The 22,667-nt window shown below is 46.5% G+C and carries 16 protein-coding genes and 1 riboswitch; of the genes, 4 read left to right on the forward strand and 12 right to left on the reverse strand.

Annotated features, from left to right (window positions below):
- Nucleotides 1-5: 5 nt before the first annotated feature.
- The 6 genes from cobU to ACJJIN_RS07210 are packed head-to-tail and all read right to left on the reverse strand — an operon-like array spanning nucleotide 6 to nucleotide 6,377.
- Nucleotides 6-554: a bifunctional adenosylcobinamide kinase/adenosylcobinamide-phosphate guanylyltransferase gene (gene cobU, locus ACJJIN_RS07185; RefSeq protein ID WP_444894037.1), complete on the reverse strand. Its 549-nt coding sequence runs from the start codon at nucleotides 552-554 to the stop codon at nucleotides 6-8.
- Nucleotides 547-1,329: a heme ABC transporter ATP-binding protein gene (locus tag ACJJIN_RS07190; RefSeq protein WP_444894038.1), complete on the reverse strand. Its 783-nt coding sequence runs from the start codon at nucleotides 1,327-1,329 to the stop codon at nucleotides 547-549. Before ACJJIN_RS07190 ends, cobU begins: the two co-directional genes overlap by 8 nt.
- Nucleotides 1,329-2,351, reverse strand: coding sequence for a FecCD family ABC transporter permease (locus tag ACJJIN_RS07195; RefSeq protein ID WP_444894039.1), 1,023 nt, complete (start codon nucleotides 2,349-2,351; stop codon nucleotides 1,329-1,331). Before ACJJIN_RS07195 ends, ACJJIN_RS07190 begins: the two co-directional genes overlap by 1 nt.
- Nucleotides 2,348-3,856 carry a cobyric acid synthase gene (locus tag ACJJIN_RS07200; RefSeq protein WP_444894040.1) on the reverse strand — a complete coding sequence of 503 codons (1,509 nt, stop codon included), beginning with the start codon at nucleotides 3,854-3,856 and terminating at the stop codon, nucleotides 2,348-2,350. The genes ACJJIN_RS07195 and ACJJIN_RS07200 overlap by 4 nt, the downstream gene beginning before the upstream one ends.
- 12 nt (nucleotides 3,857-3,868) lie before the next feature.
- Complete coding sequence (cobO, locus tag ACJJIN_RS07205) at nucleotides 3,869-4,483, reverse strand: cob(I)yrinic acid a,c-diamide adenosyltransferase (RefSeq protein ID WP_444894041.1); 615 nt, start codon at nucleotides 4,481-4,483, stop codon at nucleotides 3,869-3,871.
- A gap of 37 nt (nucleotides 4,484-4,520) precedes the next feature.
- Nucleotides 4,521-6,377 (reverse strand): TonB-dependent receptor plug domain-containing protein, encoded by a 1,857-nt coding sequence (locus ACJJIN_RS07210; RefSeq protein WP_444897489.1) that lies wholly within the window; start codon nucleotides 6,375-6,377, stop codon nucleotides 4,521-4,523.
- Nucleotides 6,378-6,480: 103 nt separating this feature from the next.
- Nucleotides 6,481-6,628: riboswitch (cobalamin riboswitch) on the reverse strand.
- A 1,694-nt stretch (nucleotides 6,629-8,322) separates the two neighbouring features.
- On the opposite strand from ACJJIN_RS07210, the gene ACJJIN_RS07215 reads away from it, so the two are divergent.
- A complete protein-coding gene (locus ACJJIN_RS07215; RefSeq protein WP_444897490.1) occupies nucleotides 8,323-9,312 on the forward strand; it encodes a right-handed parallel beta-helix repeat-containing protein in 990 nt (329 codons plus the stop codon).
- Between the two features lie 474 nt (nucleotides 9,313-9,786).
- Here the strand turns inward: ACJJIN_RS07215 and ACJJIN_RS07220 are convergent, their stop codons facing one another.
- From ACJJIN_RS07220 to ACJJIN_RS07230, 3 genes are all read right to left on the reverse strand, one after another.
- Nucleotides 9,787-10,008 carry a hypothetical protein gene (locus ACJJIN_RS07220; protein ID WP_444897491.1) on the reverse strand — a complete coding sequence of 74 codons (222 nt, stop codon included), beginning with the start codon at nucleotides 10,006-10,008 and terminating at the stop codon, nucleotides 9,787-9,789.
- 176 nt (nucleotides 10,009-10,184) lie between these two features.
- A complete protein-coding gene (locus tag ACJJIN_RS07225) occupies nucleotides 10,185-10,538 on the reverse strand; it encodes a DUF1428 domain-containing protein (RefSeq protein ID WP_444897492.1) in 354 nt (117 codons plus the stop codon).
- 272 nt (nucleotides 10,539-10,810) lie between these two features.
- Complete coding sequence (locus ACJJIN_RS07230) at nucleotides 10,811-11,413, reverse strand: class I SAM-dependent methyltransferase (RefSeq protein ID WP_444897493.1); 603 nt, start codon at nucleotides 11,411-11,413, stop codon at nucleotides 10,811-10,813.
- A gap of 748 nt (nucleotides 11,414-12,161) precedes the next feature.
- Here ACJJIN_RS07230 and ACJJIN_RS07235 point away from each other — a divergent pair.
- Complete coding sequence (locus tag ACJJIN_RS07235) at nucleotides 12,162-13,112, forward strand: IS5 family transposase (protein WP_444895065.1); 951 nt, start codon at nucleotides 12,162-12,164, stop codon at nucleotides 13,110-13,112.
- Between the two features lie 376 nt (nucleotides 13,113-13,488).
- Here ACJJIN_RS07235 and ACJJIN_RS07240 read toward each other — a convergent pair whose 3' ends face one another.
- Nucleotides 13,489-14,340, reverse strand: a complete 852-nt coding sequence (locus ACJJIN_RS07240; RefSeq protein ID WP_444897494.1) for an SPFH domain-containing protein — start codon at nucleotides 14,338-14,340, stop codon at nucleotides 13,489-13,491.
- A 532-nt stretch (nucleotides 14,341-14,872) separates the two neighbouring features.
- On the opposite strand from ACJJIN_RS07240, the gene ACJJIN_RS07245 reads away from it, so the two are divergent.
- Together ACJJIN_RS07245 and ACJJIN_RS07250 are read left to right on the forward strand one after the other, a co-directional pair.
- Nucleotides 14,873-16,159: a hypothetical protein gene (locus tag ACJJIN_RS07245; protein ID WP_444897495.1), complete on the forward strand. Its 1,287-nt coding sequence runs from the start codon at nucleotides 14,873-14,875 to the stop codon at nucleotides 16,157-16,159.
- Nucleotides 16,160-16,691: 532 nt separating this feature from the next.
- Nucleotides 16,692-17,966 carry a hypothetical protein gene (locus ACJJIN_RS07250; RefSeq protein ID WP_444897496.1) on the forward strand — a complete coding sequence of 425 codons (1,275 nt, stop codon included), beginning with the start codon at nucleotides 16,692-16,694 and terminating at the stop codon, nucleotides 17,964-17,966.
- 288 nt (nucleotides 17,967-18,254) lie between these two features.
- On the opposite strand, the gene ACJJIN_RS07255 is transcribed toward ACJJIN_RS07250, so the two are convergent.
- Both ACJJIN_RS07255 and ACJJIN_RS07260 read right to left on the reverse strand, forming a co-directional pair.
- Nucleotides 18,255-21,401 (reverse strand): efflux RND transporter permease subunit, encoded by a 3,147-nt coding sequence (locus ACJJIN_RS07255; RefSeq protein ID WP_444897497.1) that lies wholly within the window; start codon nucleotides 21,399-21,401, stop codon nucleotides 18,255-18,257.
- A 13-nt stretch (nucleotides 21,402-21,414) separates the two neighbouring features.
- The gene (locus ACJJIN_RS07260; RefSeq protein WP_444897498.1) at nucleotides 21,415-22,656 is read right to left on the reverse strand and encodes an efflux RND transporter periplasmic adaptor subunit; all 1,242 of its coding nucleotides are present in this window, start codon (nucleotides 22,654-22,656) and stop codon (nucleotides 21,415-21,417) included.
- Between the last annotated feature and the right edge of the window lie 11 nt (nucleotides 22,657-22,667).

Here is a 22,667-nt window from a genome sequence, read left to right on the forward strand (position 1 = left end):
GGTGATTACTTTACAGTGAGCGGCAAACCAGCAATTGCCAAGGTGACGCTATCAGCTCGCTCGGCTAATGCCTGATGAAGCCAACCTGCCGCATCCACAAATTCCCGCGATAACTGCCCAAGGGGCACAATACCCGAACCGACTTCATTACTGACAAAAATCCAAGGTGGGGTATTACCGTTAGCGAGAGTACGCCTCTGATCGATACATTGCAGAAGCGCCTCTTGCTCACGCTCCCAAACGCCCAGATGAAGACAGTTGCTCAACCACAAAGTGAGGCAGTCCACCAGTACACAATGGGACTCAGGAGCGGTAACCAGAGCCTCGGCCAGTGCAGTAGGTTCTTCCAGGGTCTGCCAGCGATGATCCCGGTCTTCCCGATGTCGAGCAATACGGGTAGACATTTCTTGATCGCCCGCCGTAGCCGTTGCCAGGTAGATAAGTCCACCATCTCTACTGCTATTTAGCCACTGTTCCGCGCGCTGTTGTGCGAGCCGGCTTTTTCCGCTGCGGGCGCCCCCTAGTACCAGGTGTACACCACTGGTGCTAGACATCTGCAATCACCAGGGATTTACCGGTTACGGGATGTGGCATCACCGTGACACTGTAGCCGTAAAGCTGCTGCATATTCTCCGCAGTCAATACATCCTCCGGATTTCCGTAGGACATACTGCGCCCCTGCTTTAAGGCGAGGATTCTGTCGCTGTAGCCGCTGGCATGGGCCAGATCATGGACCGTCATTACCACAGCTACGCCACTTCGCGCGAAGTCTCTTACCGCTCTCATCATTCCATATTGGTGTGCAATATCCAGGCTAGCAGCGGGCTCATCTAATAAGAGGAGCCGCTCTCCACCATCCTCTGCCCGCCAGATCTGGGCCATCACCCGAGCCAATTGCAAGCGCTGCTGCTCGCCGCCAGATAATGTTGGGTACAGGCGCTCAGACAAATGACTAACATCCAGCGCTGCCATGGCTTCCAGGCAGATTTCTCGGTCCCGGTCAGTGCCAGTGGAATGCGGAGTTCGACTGAGGGCGACCAATTCCAGCCCGGTAAAGGCAAATGTCAGTGGGTTATTTTGCGGCAGGACGGCAACTTGCCTGGCTCGATTGCGGGCGGACAACTTTGAAAAAGAGCGGCCTTTAAAGTGGACCTGCCCGGAATCCATCCTGACTTCACCGCAAAGGGCACGCAGCAGAGTCGACTTACCGGCGCCATTGGGGCCAATCACACAAACCAGCTCGCCGACATCTACCTTCAGGTTGATATCTTGCAACAGCGGCCGATTATCGACACTAACCGCAACTCCCTCCACCTGTAGCAGAGCCATTAAATTGCCCCCCTGCTTTTACGCAACAAGGAAACAAAGAAAGGCACTCCAATTAGTGCGGTGATCAGCCCTACCGGGATCTCCACCGGGGCAATAATGGTTCGCGCCAGGGTATCGGAAACCAGCAATAAACTGGCTCCAGCCAGGGCAGAAAGCGGCAACAGTTGCCGGTGATCAGGTCCTACCCATAAACGCACTATATGGGGCACTACCAGCCCCACAAAAGCAATACTGCCGGCTACAGCAACCGAAGTGCCCACTCCCGCCGCAACAAGCACTATCAAACGGGTTTTTACCCGCTCCACATCAATACCGAGGTGCCGCGCCTGGGATTCTCCCAATAAAAGAACATTTAGTGAGGTGCCGAAGCGGGACATACTGGCAAGCAAAGCGCCCAGCACGGCCAAAACCAGAAAAGCGCGAGGATAGCTCGCTGCATCCAGCCCTCCCATAAGCCACAGGCTCATACGGCGCAGGGTGTCATTATCAGCAAAGTACTCCATTAGCCCGATCAGGCTTGCGGAAAAAGCGGTAACGGCAATCCCCATTAGCAACATGGTGGCCACGGAAGTGCCATTAATACTTTTCGCCACTTTGTAGACCAGTGTCACCGCTAAAAGGCCGCTGAAAAAAGCAGCTATGGATACAACGGGCAAACTCCCAAACGCAGCGGCAACCTCCGCTCCTAGCAGGATGGCCAAACAAGCACCGAGAGAAGCCCCTGCGGTAACACCAATCAGGGATGGGTCAGCTAGAGGGTTTCGAAATAAGCCTTGCAACATTGCCCCGCAGATGGCGAGCACAGCACCCACTCCAGCGGCCAATAGCGCCCTTGGCAATCGTATTACCTGAACAATATCCCCAGCGAGTCCACCATCGCCCTGACCACTGATCGCGGCAATTAGTTGTGAGGGTGAGAGATACACTGCACCTATAGCAACGGCAGCAGAAAAACTAAGGGCAAGTGCTGTGGGCAGTAACCACCAGGCAACATTTAATGCTTTGATACGGGCAACAGTCACTGGGTATCCTCTTGCAGCACTGCCGTCTCCTTAGCTCCCTCAAATTGCTCGAGCCAGTTTCCCTGGATATTCTCGGCAATAGTCTCAGCCAGCCTGTCCAATTGTTGCTGTCGCTGTTCACCCACATCCAGCGGCGTAGAGTCTTTCAACCCACCCCAGGCAAAAAGTGCGCTCAGCGCTTCGGGTGAATCGAACAGCCCATGCACGTAGGTCGCGAATATCTGTCCATCAGCACTTATTGCACCATCAGGCCTGGAATTTCCGTCTTTATCACAGATATATACCGCTGGAGTTTGCAGAGCTACACCTTCTGTTATGCCACAGTGGATTTCGTAGCCCTGAACAGGAGTAGCTTCTTTTACTTCATTTTCCAAAGCTAAAAAGCCGGTAATATTTTTCAGTGCTTTGACTGGTTGCAATCGAGTTGTGAAATCCAGATAACCCAAGCCCGGTTCGTTGCCCGGGGTATCCTCTACCCCATCCGGGTCCTGTACCTCGCTCCCCAGCATTTGCAAACCACCGCAAATACCCACTAGTTTGCCGCCATAGCGCAGATGCCGATCCAACTGTGCAGGCCAATCGTTTTCTTTTAAGTAAGCCAAGTCTGCCCGCACATTTTTACTGCCGGGAAGAATAATCCAGTCGCACTGTGGGACTGGTTCACGGACACTGACAAATTGCAGATCGATATCCGGATGCAACCTCAGCGCATCAAAATCTGTATGATTGCTTATGCGCGGCAATACCGGCACTACCACTTTCAATCGAGCATCAGCACCGCTCTGTTGGGTGCTAATGGCATCCTCCGCGTCAAGGTAGAGGTCATGGAGATAAGGTAAGACTCCCAGAACTGGCTTGCCCGTATACTCCTCTAACCAGTCGAGCCCCGGCTGAAGTAATTGCAGATCGCCACGAAAGCGGTTGATCACAAAACCAACGACACGCTCTCGCTCTGAGGAAGACAGCAATTCGAGGGTGCCTACCAAGTGGGCGAACACGCCTCCGCGATCGATATCGGCAATCAGTACAACCGGGCAATCAACGGCCTCGGCAAAGCCCATATTGGCAATATCGTTTTCCCGCAGGTTAATTTCTGCCGGGCTGCCAGCCCCTTCAACTAACACCAACTCATATTGATCATCGAGCTGTGCGAAGGAGCCCAGCACTGCATTTTGCGCGGTAGCTTTGTAGTGGTGGTAATCCAGCGCCTGCATATTCCCCAGCACTTTACCCTGGATAATAACCTGAGCCCCGGTATCTGAAGCGGGCTTAAGTAACACCGGGTTCATATCGCTGTGGGGGTCGATCCCACAGGCCTGGGCCTGCAGCGCTTGTGCCCGCCCTATCTCACCACCATCCACCGTAACGGCACTATTGAGTGCCATGTTTTGCGGCTTAAAAGGTGCGACACTGACTCCGCGCTGGGAAAAGTAACGAGCGAGCCCAGCCACCAAAGTACTCTTGCCGGCATCGGAAGTCGTGCCCTGAACCATCAACGCGGACATAGTAAAAACAACCTAGTAATCTACGCCTTTGCGGGCTTTGATTCCCGCTTTAAAAGCATGCTTAACATCTTTCACTTCAGATACCGTATCCACGAGCTCCTGTAGTGCACTACCACCACCTCGACCAGTCACCACCAAACTCTGTTCCTGTGGCCGCTGGGCTAGAGTCTCCAATACTTTGGACTCATCCAGGTATTTGTAAGCGAGCATATAAGTGAGCTCATCCAACACCACTAAATCATAGGTGGTATCGGTGAGCATTTTTTCTGCCTCTGCCCAGGTTCTCTCTGCAGCAGCAATATCACTGGTGCGATCCTGAGTATTCCAGGTAAAGCCAGTGCCCATTTGATAGAGAGTAACTTCCGGGCAATGGTTTGTAAGGAAAAGCTCTTCCCCAGATTGCTGTGCGCCTTTAATAAATTGCACAACGCCCACTTTCTGCCCGTAACCCAGTGCGCGTATCACCATGCCGAAAGCTGAGCTCGACTTCCCTTTGCCATTTCCGGTGAGCAGGACAGCAACTCCACGCTGGATATCGGCTGCTGCAATGTTGGCATCAACCTTCTCCTTGTGTTTTTGCATTGCCTGCTTGTGCTTGGCATTTCGTTTTTGCTCGTCTTCCGACATGGCCACCTCAGTTCAAGAACCTATAAAAGAAAGTGCTTTAGAAGCTGAATTCCACACCAGCATAACCGGCGAGGCCCGCAGTGTTATAGCCAGTGACTTCCACATAATCTTCGTCGGTAAGGTTTTCACCGCGAACAAATACCGTCGTGGCGTTGTTCAGCTGATAACGGACACTGGCATCCAGCACTTGATAATCATCCAGCGAAGAGCCATCGCTATCTACCACATCCGCACTGGAACGCAGGTTCATAACAAGGCTCAAGTCACTAGTAGGCTTATAAGTGAAGCCGAGATTCGCCAAGTGCTTGGGACTGCGGGCTCGGGGAGAATCATCGGCTTCTTCAGCATCGGTGTAGGTGTAGTTGGCAGAAAGCAACAAACTGTCAGTCAATTGCGCTTCGACAACAAACTCAGCGCCTTGGGACACGCTTTCTCCACTGCTTTGCAGGTAACCTGTGTAGTCGACCATATCGAATCCGATTTCATTCTCAATGACCTGTTTAAACAGTACGAACTCCAGGTAGAGAGAGTTTTCACCAAAGTATTCAACACCAAGATCCAGGCCTCGGCTCTCTTCCGGATTAAGAGACGGCAACTCTAATGGAGTAAAAGTTAACCAGTCGAATGCGGTAGCGTTGTAGTCAACTTCATATAAGCTCGGGGCACGGAAGCCAGTGCCGTAACTACTTTTTATTTTTACCGTACCGTTGGCAACATCCTCAAATAAATAGGCTGAGCTGGCGCGGAAGCTGTTGTAGCTGCCAAAATCAGAGTTATTGTCATGGCGAAGGCCAAGGGTGATATAAGCCTGATCGGCATAGCTTCCCTGATATTCGGAATAAACTGCCCACTGATCCCGATCCAGGTCTCCCGAAGTATCTTCACGATGCTCTACCCCGTAGACCATTCCATGTTCGCGACTAAACCCGTAGGAACCGGTGAAGTTCAACTTTTCGATATCACCTTCCGCTTCATAAAAGGGCACGCCTTCACTGATATAGGTACGCTGCAAATCAGAACGTGCATAAGCCAACTCCTGCTGACCATCTTCGCCTTTATGAGCTAAGCTGACACGAACACTTTCCTGGCTGAAATCAAAGTTACAATCATCCTGAGAGGGCCAGCCGCAGCGATCATACTCACCTGAAGCATCGGTATCCCGCGCCACAGCCTCAAGTCGCCACTGCTCAGAAATATTCCAACCTACACGGCCATGCAAGGTTTCATTATCGTAACCGTCGTCATCTCTCAATTCCGTGTCATAACTACTGGTATTAAAACCATCGGTTTCTGCCGCCGCTGCAGAAACAAAATAATCCAATGCTTCATTGGCTCCGCTAGCGCTGGCATTGTAGCGTTCAGTATCGAAGCTACCGCCCTCAGCTGACACCTCAAAGCGCTGCCCTTCTCCCTCGCGACGAGTCGAGATATCCAGTACACCACCGGCATCGGCTCCGTAGAGCATACCTTGTGGACCGCGTAATAATTCCACGCGCTGCAAGTTGCTGCTCATAATATGTTCAATATGAGCCCCCGCCTGGGTACCGGTTGGGTCAGAAATGTCGATACCGTCTATCTGGACCAAGCTTCTGAAACCGGACTCTCCACGTACCCTTAGGGAGGTTGTCTTACCCATACCCCCATTATTGGTAACAGAGACAGAAGGCACACTGCGCAGAACATCAGCAAGGGACACCAATCCCCGCTCTTTTAGCTGCTCTTCATCCAATACAGTTACTGAAGTAGCTACCTGGCGCAGCGGCTCGCCCTGACGGGAGCTCACAACAACCACGGTTTCCAGGTCTGGAATTGAAGATTCGGTAACAGTGGATTCAGCAAAAGACGGCGCGCTCACGGCTGACAGTACAGCCAGGCTCAATATAGATTTTTTCAAGTTTCAACCCCTAAGACAAAAGCACATGGGATCGAGGGAGGAATAGCAATGCGGCACGCCGAAGCGCGAAAGATCGTATTGCAAGATGGTAGCCCTCCGCTCCATCGTGTTTAGAAAAGAGGCCGGTATCGGGCTTACCACTCAGAATACAGGTGGATCACCGTTGCGGGGGCAGCGCCGGATTTCCGGACTTCCCGTTTAACCTTCTCAGCCAATTCAGGGCAGAAGGCACCTCTAATCGTGGTCGCGAAACTAGTGGAAAGGTACCGGAAAGTCAACAGAAGCCAAAAAAGACTACCTTTCGCGTCATAAGTCATTAGACACCAGGCTCTGGAGCCATTCGAGGAGGTCAGCTCCTCCTATTTTAGATACAGCAACTTATTCGGGTTAATTAACCATCAGCGAGTTTTTTGAGATAACACTCAATAACAATTTACCCACGGAGAAAGGAGGATGTAGACAGAAATATGAGAGGTTTGTCTTTCCAAGCACGATTTTTACTCAGGGTAATCACAAAGTTTATCCGCTGCCTAAGCGAATACTTTCAAGCATGATCGTTAAATAACCATTATTCAGCACTCAAACTCGTACCTATCAGCCCCTTTCCTACAAAAATATAAAAATCACGTCAGCCTGAGTTCAGAGCTCGGCTAAACCAGGTAACTATTTTAGCAAATAGATTAATAAAAGTACCCCTGAGTATATTAACTCGCGAGTCAGACGTACTTTCCCTGCTTGAAACACTAACCATACCTGCTCCTATCCTGGCAGCATTCTACGAACAAGAGGCCATCAGCTATAGGCAAGATATATTAATAAGCCACTCCCTATAACCATTATCAAATACTGCAACCCAATCCGCGAAATATTTATCGGTAAATTGACGAAACAATGAAAACATCGAAGATGCATTTTATTTATGGAGATTACAGCCACTTCCATCATGAATAATTACATTTTTGTCAACTATTCCAGTGAGAGCATGATATAGAGCCGAAGCGCGAAAGATTGCATTGCAAGATGGTAGCACTCCATTCCATTATATTTAAAAAAGAGGCCGGTATTGGGCTTACCACTCAAAATACTGGTGGATCACTGTTGCTTGGTCAGCGCCGGATTTCCGGACATCCCGTTTAACCTTCTTGGCCAATTCAGGGCATAAGGCACCTCTAATCGTGATCACGAAATTGGCGGAAAGGTACCAGAAGGTAAAACAACACTAATCAAATGAGGAGATACAACTGGGAACAGTTTTTATTAAAGCGCCATAATTCAATTTTTAATAGGGGCCTCAAAATAATTCTACAGTATATTGCAGGCATTGATGGTCGCAGACATTAGGCGCAGCATGCAACGAATGCCATCAGGGTCACAGTGCAGCAACTGCGGTCTTCAAGGCTTCCCTATGGGACTTTCGAGGCATCACAAAATTGTCCACCCCCTAGATATTCATGTGGAAGCACTAAACCACATGGTTTTTAGAGCCTATCACTCCCAGTCCTTGATCATAGTCCCTACCCAGATTGCCATTTAAAACTACCCGGAGTATTGATCTTAAAGGAATTCAAAAAGTATTACCTGAGGCGACAAGTATCAGACAAGATAATTACACCCACTAATTCTCAATATCTATATAGGGCAACCGACACTAAACATTTCCATATAAATATTAAAAATCAACACCAGCACTTCCCGGACAAGACTAACCTCATAGACCAAGGGAAACATCCAAAGACTTATAAAAAAATATAATTACAACAATCTCAAAACTCCAAATAAATATTTGAAAGAAACAACCACATAAAGCAGAATTATTGCTGTAATAACAGCCACCCACTTTAACCACAAAACTGCATTGAAGACCCTAAGCAAACCATTTCAGGACACCTAAAAAACAAGGATAAATTAAACCCACTAATACCCTATTACATGGAAGGAATCATCAATGAATATCAAATTTTCCAAGTCTTTGACTGTGCCCATCTACTTAATGGTAAGCACTTCAGCCGTTATATTTTCCCCTCAATCACTTGCCGTTGAATGTTTTGATACTATTAATTCACCTACCACTCTTACAGAAAATTTACAATGTGAATTAACACCAGAAAACCCTTACGCTTTAACCATTACCGGCCCCTCAGGAAACCTGTATATGTCAGGTGATGGCGGAATCACATGCGTCGGTGAAGCTGGAGAAACTGGACAATTTGGTATAATGGTTGAGGGTACCTCTCGTCAAGTTATCGGTGGGAGCGTAGAGAATTGTCCAGGGGGCATTCTGGTAGCCGGCTCCGGCTTACACTCAATTCTTCACACACAAATCACTAATTTTCTCCTCGATGACGGAATCAGAGCAGAGAGTAATAACAATCTAATACAGGGCAATATTATTACTAGTAATGGGGTGGATGGTGATGATGGCATAGATGCCAGTGGCGACTTCACTACAGTAACACAAAATATAATTAATGGGGCAGGTGACGAAGGCATCGAAATTAATGGCGCCTCAGCCTCTATTATCCAAAATTATACTGCAGGCAGTGAAGATGACGGAATTGATCTAAACAGATCAGGAGCAACCATATCATTCAATATTTCTGAAAACAATGATGGTGGCGGAATCGTCATTAATGGAAACAACTCTTATATATCCCAAAACATTGCCTCCAATAATGGTGATGATGGTATTGAGATCTCCGACAGCGGCTCTAGCAATACAATCCTCCAAAACACAGTCCAATATAATGGTGACCAGGGAATATATATAGAGCAGTCAGGAAGTGTCGACAATGTAATTCGAGGCAATATATCTACAGACAATGTTGGTTTCGACTTGCTGGACCCATTTGCCGATCCCACCTGCACTAATTTAAATAATACTTGGAGCTCCAATACAGCCAATACTTCCGACCCTGACTGTCTTCGATTCCTCTAGCGTATCAAATAAGTGTACTTGCAGATAATCCCTACATTTACAGCGTGGGCGATCGATCATGGGGGTAGGCAGTGGAAAAAAGAAATTTAATAGCCGTGGATTGGCAGCTTTGAGAGTTATGTATATTAGACAAGCCTACCCCCTAAATATAGGTACATTCAAATCTAAAAGAGCGATAATGAACCAAATAAAACCGATAACAATAATCACCCTAAATCTACTGAGCATTGAATAAAATACACAACCGTGCAATATAGCTGTAACACTAACCACATGTTCCGGATCATTCGATGTGGAGAGCAAACTCCTACTATCCCCCAAACACCAACCTGACAAGTCCGTCGTGAGGCTACCATGGCGTTATTACTTGTAACCAAGGTCGTCGGGTCCGTAGAGGGGGCAAGCGCTTAACAAACATACACTCTTTAAGAGAGAAATATCTCTACCAAAGCCACCAGCCCAACACTATCCACCCTAAACGACCAGGATAAATAGTGCAAGATTGGTAGGAATTATAGTCATACCATTAACCAGGATTACCCAATTTTCCTGGGAGAGACCTAAACAATACCACATTGCGATATTGGGATTTGACGAATTTACCAAACTAAAGAAGTTAAGACCATCTTCGAAGCCGTGAAATGCAATTTCACTTTCTTTAGGCAGTGGATAGTCGCCACCAGCTTCGAGAATCACGAAGCCCAACTAAGCTGCAGAATATATCCACCCTCTTCAGGTGTAGCTGCACTCCAAATACAACTACGTATCAATCATTAACGGAACCTTCGCACTACTCAATTCACGATAAAATACTACCTCAAAGGCAACTCAAACTAAGCTATTGACATTCCGCAATGACCCACAAACATGCCTTATTCATCCAATATAATATTAAAGCCACCATAGATTAATCTCTTACCATCAAATGGCATGGGGTTTTGATCTGGGTTCATCCTCGGATCATCCATAACCGCCTGCCATCCAGAGTCTCGAACCTCTTTAGAAGGCCAGAGGACCCAGGAGAACACTACAGTTTCATTGCCAGCACACTTTACGGCCAAAGGAAAAGAGGTTAATTCGCCTTCTGGAACATCATCACCCCAAGTTTCAACAACCTTTAGAGCCCCCTGCTCTTTAAATACCTCTGCAGCAATTTTTGCATGCTTAATATATTCTTCTTTATTATCTGAGGGTACAGCTGCTACAAATCCATCTGCATAAGACATTTTTAACTCCCCGATATTTTCTAATTTGATAAGTTACTATTGAAATTAAATACAGATTTGCAAAGCACTTCTACTGCCCTGATCTAGTGATAGCGATATCTCTCTATCACCAACCTTTCTTACACCCTACATAGAGCACAAAATCAAATGCTATCACTCTTTTCTCTTGAGGTATCTTCCAAACCTCCTTAGCCTTACGGTAGGCCCGCTCCATAAATTCACCACCCATGCCATCTATACATCTCCGCACGGCCGAAAAAGTATGTATAAAATTAAAAAAACTCATTCAGGTCCCAGACTGCTTCCATAGTTGGCTTCGAAACCTGTATAGCACTAAAAGGAAAGTCTATATCCTTAAAGTGATTCCAGAGCAATTTGTTTTGTGGAGCCCAGTACGTCTCTATTGGACCCAAAATAAGTTCATTGAATATTTGAGCCAGATCTCCATCTAAGACTGGCCAGTTATAGCTCCAAGCTGAAAAAATACCTTTTGGCTTCAAAACCCTTAGAACTTCGGGCCAAAAATCATCAAGGTTAAGCCAATGCAACGCCTGGGCTACACAAACCAAATCACAACTCTCATTTGCCAGGTCACACTGCTCAGCAGGTCCTACTTGATAGTGAATATTAGGGTGAACTTTAGCCGCTTTTATTGGCTCGGCGCTAATATCAGTTGCGTACACACTACCAAATAGTTTAGCCAATCCTATCGCTGCCTGACCACTACCGCAAGCACAATCCCAGGCAAGTTTATTTGATGGAGCCAAGCTTGAGAGACACTTATAAAGCTCTGGAGGATAGGTTGGCCTAGCAGTCTTATAAAGCTCACTCTTGTCACTGAATAATTTGTGATGGTGCATTTCTGCCCCCGACAAATAAGGTTCTTTAAGCAGCCGCGGCAAGATAATATATATGAGCTACTATAGCTGCACCTCTTACCCTAGCTCTTAGGTCAAAATCAAAAAAACCATATTATTCTTATTTATTAGCAGCTGGGACCCCCTCCAAGCATTACCCTACCAATAACTTCTTGAGATGCAAAAATTCATGTGAGACCAATACTGGCGCGATAGTGGACATCAATACTCCTGCCCAATACCAACAAACCACAAAATAGCGATACCTTGCCCTTCCGAGACATAATACGAGCATCATCTTCCAGGTAAAAACTTGACAGCTTCGATATCACGTATAATTTTCCGCCACTAGCTATGCAGACCAAATACACACTAGGAGTCATAATAGAACTTCGAAACAGCAATAGCACAAAATACTCTAAGAGCTGTGCTTCAATGGCCTTCTAAACAGGCGAAACATAGTCCTCCATCCAGGGCCAAAAATATGCCAAAAAAATAAGAGTGCTTTGAAAATATCATCCCACATATAAAGTGCAAATGATTTATCTAGATTACCGATCATTCATGTCATTGCTCGAATGAGAGCTAGGGTGATTACGCAGGCTAACAGTGTTTTTATAAATACAATCAATTCATACCTTAACTTGGGCCAACCATAGTCGGGACTAGCCGGCTTGGACTCGCCGGTAAAATGCCTAGGGAACCTCTGAATAATTCCAAGCCAATATTGGTAATATTCACCTACCCATCAAGACTACGATGAATTATGCACCAAGTCACCTTTGCCGAAGCAGAATATAAGCTAAAGCGCCGTATAACTCGCCGAGAGAAGTTTCTTTCTCAAATGGAAGCCCTCATCCCATGGCAGCGACTAGAAGCTCAGATCACTCCTTGCTATCCACAAGGCAAACGTGGCCGACAGCCATATCCATTGAGTGTCATGCTCCGTATTCATTGCATGCAGCTATTTTATAATCTCAGTGATCCCGCTATGGAGGATGCACTGTATGAAATTGAATCCATGCGTAGTTTTGCTGGATTGACTTTGAGCGGCCCAATTCCCGATGAAACAACGATTCTTAACTTTCGCCACTTACTGGAGCTCAATCAGCTAGGTGCAGCTCTTTTTGATGAAATCAACAAGCATCTTGCTGAGAATGGCATGGTACTGCGTGAAGGTACGATTGTAGATGCCACTATTATCTCTGCGCCAACTTCAACCAAGAATAAAAAGAAAAAACGTGATCCAGAAATGCATCAAACAAAGAAAGGCAATCAGTGGCATTTTGGAATGAAAATGCATATCGGGGTTGATGATGTGCTCGGAGTAATACATAGCATAGATACAACAGCAGCGAATTCGCATGATGTCACAACTACAGAGCGAGTTCTCCACGGGGAGGAGAAAAGAATCTGGGGAGACTCTGGGTACATTGGTGCGGAGAAACGTGAAGAGTTGAAAGAGCGGGAGGCGGATTGGTATATAGCAATGAAGCCGAGCAAGCTAAAAACTCTTCCAGGGCGTGATGCACTTCGTAAAGCGGAAAAGATCAAGGCGCAGATAAGAGCGAAGGTCGAGCACCCCTTCCGCTACATCAAACGGGTATTTGGTTATGACAAGGTCCGCTATCGGGGACTGGTAAAAAATACTGAGAGGCTGTGCTTACTGGCAGGCTTTACCAACTTAATAATAGGGAGAAAATACTTGGCTGCCTAGGGGTGGTTCGCCTGAAATCCACCTATTGAGGGTTTCAGATGAAAAATTAGTGGACTATTACGCGCAAATTACGCGTTTGTGCGTAATAAAGTGAATTTTTCAAGCAGCTCAGCTTAATTCTGGAAAAATGCTTCGTTGATCAGAGGGTCCCTAGCAAAGATCATATCGGCCCATTGACTCAAATTACGACCAAAGACAACTGATAAAGCAATATAAGCAGCGCCAGGAGCATGAAAAATGTTGTAGTTGTACCACTTAGAATATCAAGTACTGTAGCGCTGAGCAGTACGACATCAACTATCGGAGTAAAGTACTATCAAGATACCCCGAAGCTACCAAAGGATAAGCCCATAGGCTTACCCCTCGGATGACCTTACTAGACAGGCTCGGGCTCTCTCAGCGGCCGTTGTTTTGCTACCGCAGCCGACTTATCAGGTAACGGCAAAGCGACAGGTACTTGCTGCGCCTGGCTGGTAGCCATTACCACAGTACTACCGTGACGTGCAGCAGTTACCAGCGCATCATTATCTGCAATGGCAGTCATAAAGCGCAACGCTTCGTCTGCACTGGTACCAGCGCTGGTGAGAACCTTAATAGCCTCGGCTGCACTTTGTGCATATACCCGTCGTGCCTCCCCCATTTTCTCCATACGAATCTTTACGGACTCGCCATCAGCTTTAGCCTTACCCACTTCGCGCTCCCGGATCGCCTCAGCCTCGTAGGTAGCGGCCTGCTTCTCCCGCTGCATTTCCATAACTTTGTTAGCCTGAACTTCTACCGACTTGGGTAGCCGCGGCTCATCTGATAATACATCGACAATCTCTACACCAAAATCGTGGAAAAATTGGCGAAGGCGCTCCTTAGCCTTGTCAGCTATATGTTCTTTTTTGTTATAAACGTCTTCCAGCTCAATGCCATTGGCAACAGGAATAGCTGCATCTGTTGCAAACGACTTCAGCTGTGCCTGGTAATTCTCTAGATCATAGAGAGCTTTGTATGCAAGCTGCACATCCGATGACACCTGATGCTGAACCTTTAGAATCAAACCAAATGTAACATGATTACTGGTCTTTAGGCTCAACTCAACAGGGGTTTCGTGTAGAGCCGTTGAGGCTTTTTTGTCTACCCAGGAAAGGTAGGGAATAATCAAGTTGAAACCAGGGGTGGCAGTTTTCCAGTACTTACCAAGAAATAGCACGAAGTGGTACTGCTTTGGTTCTACTATCACGATGGATTTAGCCAGAAAAAAAAGTACTACAGCTCCAAGTATCGCAGGCCAAAAAGGTAAAAGTGTAAAGAGTTGTTCCGGCATATTTTAAAAGCCCAGTCAGAATAAATTATATAAGATGTGTAAATTATCTTACTCAGCAAGGGGCAACCAGTGTATGAGCAAAGATACCCCCCTACTAAGAGCACTCACCCACAGCTTACATCAACTACAACATGCTGACCACAAAGCTACTGTCCAAAACCCAACTGTAAGTCTACTTCCTCCCAGTAGGGTAAAAGCAAATGTAAAGAACTTCACTAAACCCGCTACAGACCAATAAACAACAATTTTCCTGGAAAAACCCTTAAATTAAAATCCGCACCAATAAAACTATTGTTAGTACAACTTACCATCACTTAACTATTCTTCTGCAACAAAGTATCCAAAATCAAATCTACAGCCATTTACCTTTAAGCAATTGTTTTTTGCGATTCAAGCCTATTCAAGTTACTTTACATGATATGGATGGGCTTTAAAAAGGAGGTACTTTGTGCCAGCTACAGAGCTCTCCAGAGTATTAGGTGCAGAGGAGGCTATGTTCACCGAATTGGCAAGGCGAACTTGCGGGGGGACATTAGTAATCTCCTTTATCAAAGTACTCACTCCTCTTAGCGTTGAAAAATTGATACGTGGTTTCGCATCGGCACATAAAATCTACCCACTTTTACAGGCAAGAGTTGAGTCCGGCAACAAGCTTCGATGGCGCTGCGACGTACCATTCGAGTCAATTCCAATTGAGGTTCGAAAATTGAAGGGGCCTCTTGATTTCGAGGCTGAATTCAATCGTCGGGGAAAGACGGGCCTTGATGTTGAAAAATGCACATATACACTTTCTTTCTATATTAATTCCCATGACGAAGTTGAATGGATCTCACTAGTCAGCAGCCACGCAGCTTTGGATGGCCGATCAGTGATGACTTTATTCTGTATTTTGGACATATTCTTTAAAGATGAAGGAACATTCAGGTTGGGCGGACAACCACTTTATGAAGCTGTCGAAAGCTACTTTAGCTCCCCTAAATACTTTGCCCATGAAAAACCATCTTCTCAAAAAGATGAACTTTTTAATTGGCCCGTAGAGGAACCTGCTTTTGTATCAGAACGTGAAGGTCATGCTATATATCGGCAATTTCCGATTGCAGAAATTTCACAACTGGTAAAAATAGGGAAAAGTCACAAGGTAAGGCCAAGCGCCCTGTTTTGCGCCATTGCGATTCAAGCATCCAAAATATTACCCAACCATAAAGATTGGATAAAAATTTTACTACCCATGGATGTTCGTGAACTCTGCGGCACTGAAATTGGATTAAGTGCAGTAGGTGCTTTTTCATCAGCAACCACTCTTGAAATCATGCCCAATATAGATATAGAAGACACCTGGCAACTAGCGCGCCACTTACAGATTGAGCTTGATAAACAGGCGGAAGAAGGAGAACCATTCAAGTTCATGTTCCCCAAGAAATATAAACTCGAGGATATTATTGAATGGGCTCAGGATTATGAGGAAAAGAAATCTTTCTTTTCTGAAGGAATGTGTATATCTAATGTAGGCAGCATGAAAGCGCTTGGCACAGCAATGAAGCACTTTGAAATCATCACGGCAATTCCATTTCAAACACATGGAGCTCACCCTATCTCACTACTAACCTATTCAACGGTACGTAATTCTGTATTTATATTTTCGTACTGTGATCCACTCACAAAACGAGATAGCGTTTTGAATTTTGCAGAAAAATTCATCAACACTATCAAGAGGCTTTTAAAACCTGAGAACTAACCCTTGACTTAAAAAAACGAACAAAAGCAAAGGCGCCCACTACTCCCTAATCAGCCAAGGCTACCCCCAAACAATTTCACCTTATATACGATTCTCCAACAAAGAATCAATTGGTCACTACAAGTGACCACCAAAAATCAATGCAAGGAAATATTGGCAACGCCAACCAAGTACAGTCTGTCATATCATGTACATCTCATAGATTTCACCAAACATCAACCTTAAGCCAATAAACCATATAAAATTCAGTACTTTTTTTAATGTAACCTACCGAAAGGAGGCGACGTTACTAGCTTTATTGAAAGGCATACATGTATACCAAAGGAGCTATTGCCCCATACCCCTACTCAAGTAATGCACCTCAAACCAGTCAATCTTAGATCAAGCCACGACAAATCTTAGCCAGCACTTATGTATTCCGAACAAGTATATATAGATAAGCAAGCAATATTTAGGTATCAATATTTTTGCATCTTAACTTCTATTTTATTAAGTTTGACATTAAGTCAATCTGTTCTTGGAAAGAGCACCTATGTCCAGCCGAGAGTCCTCCAGGGTGCTGGGGCCTGAAGAAGCATTATTTACCGAGCTAGCCAGGAGAACTTGCGGGGGAACCTTGCTGGTTTCCTTTTATAAAGTTCTAATTCCACTGAGTGTCGAGCAACTTAAAACTGCCTTTTCTTTAATCCATAAAATTTACCCCCTTCTACAGGCTCGTGTTGAGTCAGCTGAGCAACTGCGCTGGTATTGCGATGTACCCTTTGAGGATATTCCTATAGAAATAAAGGAGCTTTCAACACCCATTAATATTGAGTATGAATATACTCGCAGAGGTAAAACAGGACTCAATGTTGAAGCATGTACATATACTCTTTCCTTCTATCTAAATTCACTCGGTAAAGTCGACTACATATCTATGGTCAGCAATCATGCTGCATTGGACGGCCGGTCTGCCGGGATCATATTCTATATTTTAGATTTGTATTTTTTGGATCAAGGAAGATTCAGGTTAGATAGACAGCCGTTATACGACCCTATTGAGACCTACTTTGATTCAAGCAAGCATTTCTCCAACCAGCAAACATCTGGAATTAAGGAAAATTTATTTAAATGGCCAGTAGAAGAAGCCGCTTTTGTTACTGAACGGCAGGGCCATGTTTTATATCGCAAATTTCCTATGGAGGAACTCTCTCACGTTGCAACTATTGGCAGAAAACACAAAGTAAGACCTAGTGCGCTTTTTTGTGCTATTGCCATCCAGGCATCAAACATACTGCCAAATCACAGAGAATGGATCAAAATCTTATTACCCATGGATGTCCGCGACCTATGCGGCACCGGAATCGAGTTAAGCGTTATTGGTACCTTTTCTGCAGTTACTACTCTTGAGGTTACACCAGATATCGATATCGAGAACACCTGGGAGCTGGCAAAGCACTTACAGATTGAACTTGATCGGCAGGCAGAGTCCGGCGAATATTGTAAGTTTAACTTTCACAAGAACTATGATTTAGGGAATATTATTGAGTGGGTTGAAAAATACGAAACCAACAATCCCTACTTTCTTGAAGGATTATGCGTATCCAACTTGGGTAACCTGGAATCCCTGGGTGTGCACATGAATTTTTTTGAACCTATCATAGGTACCTCACTCCAAACTCACGGCGCCCATCCAATATCATTGAGCACTTATTCAACAGAAAAAAGTTCCGTTTTTGTCTTTTCATACTGTGACCCACTAACAAAAAGAAATAACGCTTTAAATTTTGCTGAAAAATATATCAACACTCTAAAGAATTTGATATGAATCAGCTGCACATAAACTAGACGTCTCAAGCTATCGAGTCACTTTCGGCATGTACCACTCACAAAAACACAGCGCCATAAAAGCAATGCATTTAAACCATACGCAGTCTGTATATTAAACACTAAGATTATCTTACAGACTCATAGGGGAGTTTATTAGGAAGCCGAACGACCTGCACTCATACCTTTTGTTTAGAGCGTCACTAGGAGTCAATAAATTAACTGAATCTTGCCTCATTGGTTCTACACCTACTTCACCTCTTTTGTGAGGTGAAGTAGGCAGAAACATCTACTTAATAGAGTTTTTAGCCATCTCGTCTCCTCCCCTGCCATGCACAATCCGATAAAGTAACGGAAGTACAAACAGAGTTAGAAGTGTGGAAGAAATAATCCCCCCAATCACAACCGTGGCCAGGGGCCTTTGTACCTCTGCGCCGGTACCCACATTCAATGCCATAGGCACGAACCCCAAGCTGGCGACCAGAGCAGTCATCAGTACAGGACGAAGACGAATCATTGCTCCGTCAATAATCGAAACCAAAAGCTCACCGCCCTGTTGCCGCAGCTGACGAATAAATGACAGCATTACCAGGCCGTTTAAAACCGCAACACCAGAAAGGGCAATAAACCCAACCCCTGCAGAAATCGATAGAGGCATATCGCGCAGCCATAGAGCTAGCACCCCGCCAGTTAGCGCTAAGGGAACTCCTGTAAAAATGATCAAGGCATCTTTGAATGAGCCGAAAGCCATTACTAGAAGGCCGAGGATTACCAAAAGCGTCAGCGGGACAACGATAGAAAGACGCGTACTTGCAGATTCCAGTTGTTCAAATGTACCTCCATATACCAACCAGTAACCGGCAGGCAAAGACACCTGTTGTTGGATTCGGGCTTTTGCCTCCTCTACAAAAGATCCTAAATCGCGATCGCGTACATTCGCGGTTACCACTACACGGCGCTTGCCATTTTCACGACTGACTTGATTGGGAGCCGGTGTCATTTCAAGATTGGCTACTTCAGACAAGGGCACATAGCTACCTAGCGGGCTACCAGCGGGTAAAGGTACAGGTAAGTCACCAAGGTTTTCATAGTCCCGGCGCAGCCCTTCCGGCAGCCTTACTACCAATTGGAAGCGACGGTCACCCTCATAAATCAGCCCTGCAGATTCCCCACCAATTGCGGTTGATACCAAGTCCTGTAGGGTTTTCAGGTCGATACCATAGCGGGCAAGCGCTATACGCTTGGGGACTACAGAGAGAACTGGCAGACCTTCAACCTGCTCTACTCGAGCATCGGCTACACCCTCAATCCCATTTAACACACCCAGGATTTGATTAGACGAAGCGACCAGCTGGTCCAGGTCATCACCAAATACTTTGATGCCCAGATCTGCACGCACACCAGAAATCAACTCGTTGAAACGCATCTGGATTGGCTGGGTAAATTCGTAGTTATTACCTGGAAGCTCTCGAACGGCTGCTTCGATTTCTGCCACCAATTGCTCCTGAGGCAGTTTTGGATCGGGCCATTGATTTCTGGGTTTCAGGATCACAAAGTTATCAGCCACATTCGGAGGCATTGGATCTGTAGCTACCTCTGGAGTACCAATTTTTGCAAATACCTTGTCTACCTGGGGGAACTCCTTAATACGCTGCTCCAGTAGACGCTGCATTTCCACCGACTGCTCGAGGCCAGTCCCCGGAATACGTAAAGCGTGTAGTGCAATATCGCCCTCATTAAGCTGAGGGATAAACTCAGAACCGAGAGTAGTAGCTAGCCAACTACAAAACAGTACTAAAGCAAGAGCCCCTGATAGTACCAGCCAACGCACTTTCATTGCGGCAATTAAAAGCGGCTTGTACAGTGACTTAGTAGCAACAATCACCTTATTTTCTTTTTCACTGACTTTCCCGGTGAGAAAAACAGCAACTGCTGCAGGTACTACGGTGAGAGAAAGAACCAATGCAGCCAATAACGCCATAACCACAGTAGCGGCCATAGGGTGAAACATCTTTCCTTCGACACCAGTCAGTGTGAACAAAGGAATATACACCACCGTGATAATCAACACTCCAAAAAGGCTCGGGCGAATCACTTCATTGGTGGCCTGGAATACCAGCTCCAGTCGCTCTTGCAGAGGTAACTTACCGCCCTTGCGCTGTTGGGCTTCGGCGAGCCTGCGAATCGCATTTTCTACGATAATTACAGCCCCATCGACAATCAGACCGAAATCGAGCGCACCGAGACTCATCAGGTTGGCAGAAACACCGGTTTGCACCATACCAAATATAGTGGCAAGCATGGACAGCGGGATCACAGCGGCCGTAATAAAGGCAGCCCGAATATTTCCAAGCAGCAAGAACAGCACGACGACTACCAGCAACGCACCTTCAATAAGGTTTTTCTGCACGGTAGCGATGGCTTTGTCCACGAGCGTCGTGCGATCGTAAACCGCTTCCACCTTTACACCTTCAGGTACAGTGGATTTTACTTGCTCCAAAGCTTCCGCCACATTGCGCGCCACCTCGCGGGAGTTTTCCCCCACCAGCATCATAGCGGTGCCCAAAACGGTTTCTTCACCATCTCGCGTAGCAGCACCGGTACGCAGCTCTTTACCAATAGCCACTTCAGCAACATCAGAAATTTTAACCGGCACCCCGGATCGGCTGGTAATTACTACGTCTTCAATTTCTCCGATATTCTGTAGTTGTCCCGGTGAACGCACTAACAGTTGGCGTCCATTATTTTCCAGATAGCCAGCACCGCGACTTTCGTTGTTGCGACGCAAAGCCTCGGCAATATCCTCCATAGATACGCCGAAGTTAAGCATCTGGCGGGGGTCCGGTGTTACGTGATACTGCTTGTTATAGCCACCGATAGTATTTAGTTCCGTAACCCCCGGAACGAGAGACAATTGCGGTTTAATAATCCAATCCTGAATCTCCCGCAGTGCAGTGGCGTCGTAGGGCTGGCCATTGGGCTGGGTTGCTCCGGGCAGAGCCTCCACGGTATACATAAAGATCTCACCGAGCCCGGTGGCAATGGGCCCCATTTCTGGCTCCAACCCCGGGGGCAGATTGCTCTCGATGGTACCCAGACGACTGTTTATCAAGTTTCGCGCAAAATAAAGATCTGTCCCCTCTTTGAAAACCACGGTCACTTGGGATAGCCCGTAGCGCGAAATCGAACGGGTGTACTCCAAGTTGGGAAGTCCGGCAAGTGCCGCTTCTACCGGATAGGTGATTCTCTGTTCAGCTTCTAAAGGCGAGTAACCAGGTGCTTCAGTATTAATCTGCACCTGAACATTGGTGATATCGGGGACTGCATCAATAGGTAGTTTCTGGTAACTCCAAACCCCGAGCCCCACCAGAATAAAAATTAGGGACAATACGAAATAACGCCGCTCAATGGAGAAGCGCAGGATGCTTTCAATCATCTTCTGGCCTCAATTAATGGTGGTGAGCAGCGCCGGATTTCTCTATATCCGCCTTGATTAAGTAACTGTTTTCAGTGACGTAGCGGTCTCCAGGGTTGAGTCCACTTAATACTTCTGTAACCCTGCCATCAGTCCGCCCAAGTTCCAGTGGGCGAATCTCATAAGCATCCCCTACTTTTACAAACACAACGGTCCAATTACGGAAGGGTTGTAGCGCTTGATTTTCCACCACTAAAGGCGCAGGACTCTCATGGGTAACCACATCAGCCTGAACCATCAGGTCTGTTGTCCAAATGTCCTCTGGATTCTCAATCATCGCGCGGGCTATTGCGAAAGGCGTGCCATTGCCCCCCGGTGCCAAGCTGACAATTGTCGAATCAAATGAGAGCCCATCGGCGGTAATAGAAACTTTTTGCCCGCGAGCAATTTGTCCCCGGCGAGTGGGGAATACTTGAAGCTCTGCCCATATTTGCTTGTAGTTCGCAATCGTAAACAGTACCCGATCACCGCTAAACTCCCCTCGACTGGCCTGCTTATCGATAATCTGGCCGCTGATAGGCGCTATCAAGGAATAAGTTTGCAAGCTGTCATTGGACTCAATTGTTGCCAGCTTTTCCCCCTTTTGTATGGAATCACCCAATGCTTTTTCAATCGTCATAATTGTGCCCGGATAGCGGGCGCGAACATGGCTGAGGCTGCGATGATCGATAGCAGTTTTGCCGTAAAGAGTGACGCGCTCTTGAATAACTCCCGGTGCGGCAATCGCGGTTTTAATGCCGGCTTTTGCTGCCATATCCTCGGCTATCTTTACGCGGCCCTCATAGGATTCGAACTTCCATTCAGCACTACCCCCCTTGTAGGTCAGGGAGAGTTCAATATCGAATGAATGGGGCTCAGGCAAATTTCTGTGGCTGCGCCAGTAATCAATACTGTCATCACGGGAAAGAGCTATTCGTTCTGACTCACCCCCAAGTCGAACTAGAGTCAGGCTCAAGTCCGCATTATTCAGTGCTTCTCCATTTTTCTGAACCCACGCGCGAAACTCAGCCTTACCACTTTGCTCTACTAACGCCAGCTCAACTACTAGGTCTCCGCGCTCCAGAAGTCGCCCTCCATGGGGCCCTTTGGACTCTTCTTCATGATGCCCTCCGCCATGGGAGCCACTTGCATAACTGAACTTCATCGCCCCCATTGCTGATACCAAAAGGGAGAAGAACAACATCGCAAACTTTAATGTTTTATTTGATCTGCTCATTTTCTAAATCC

It is taken from the genome of Microbulbifer maximicatervae (SeqCode), assembly GCF_052467505.1.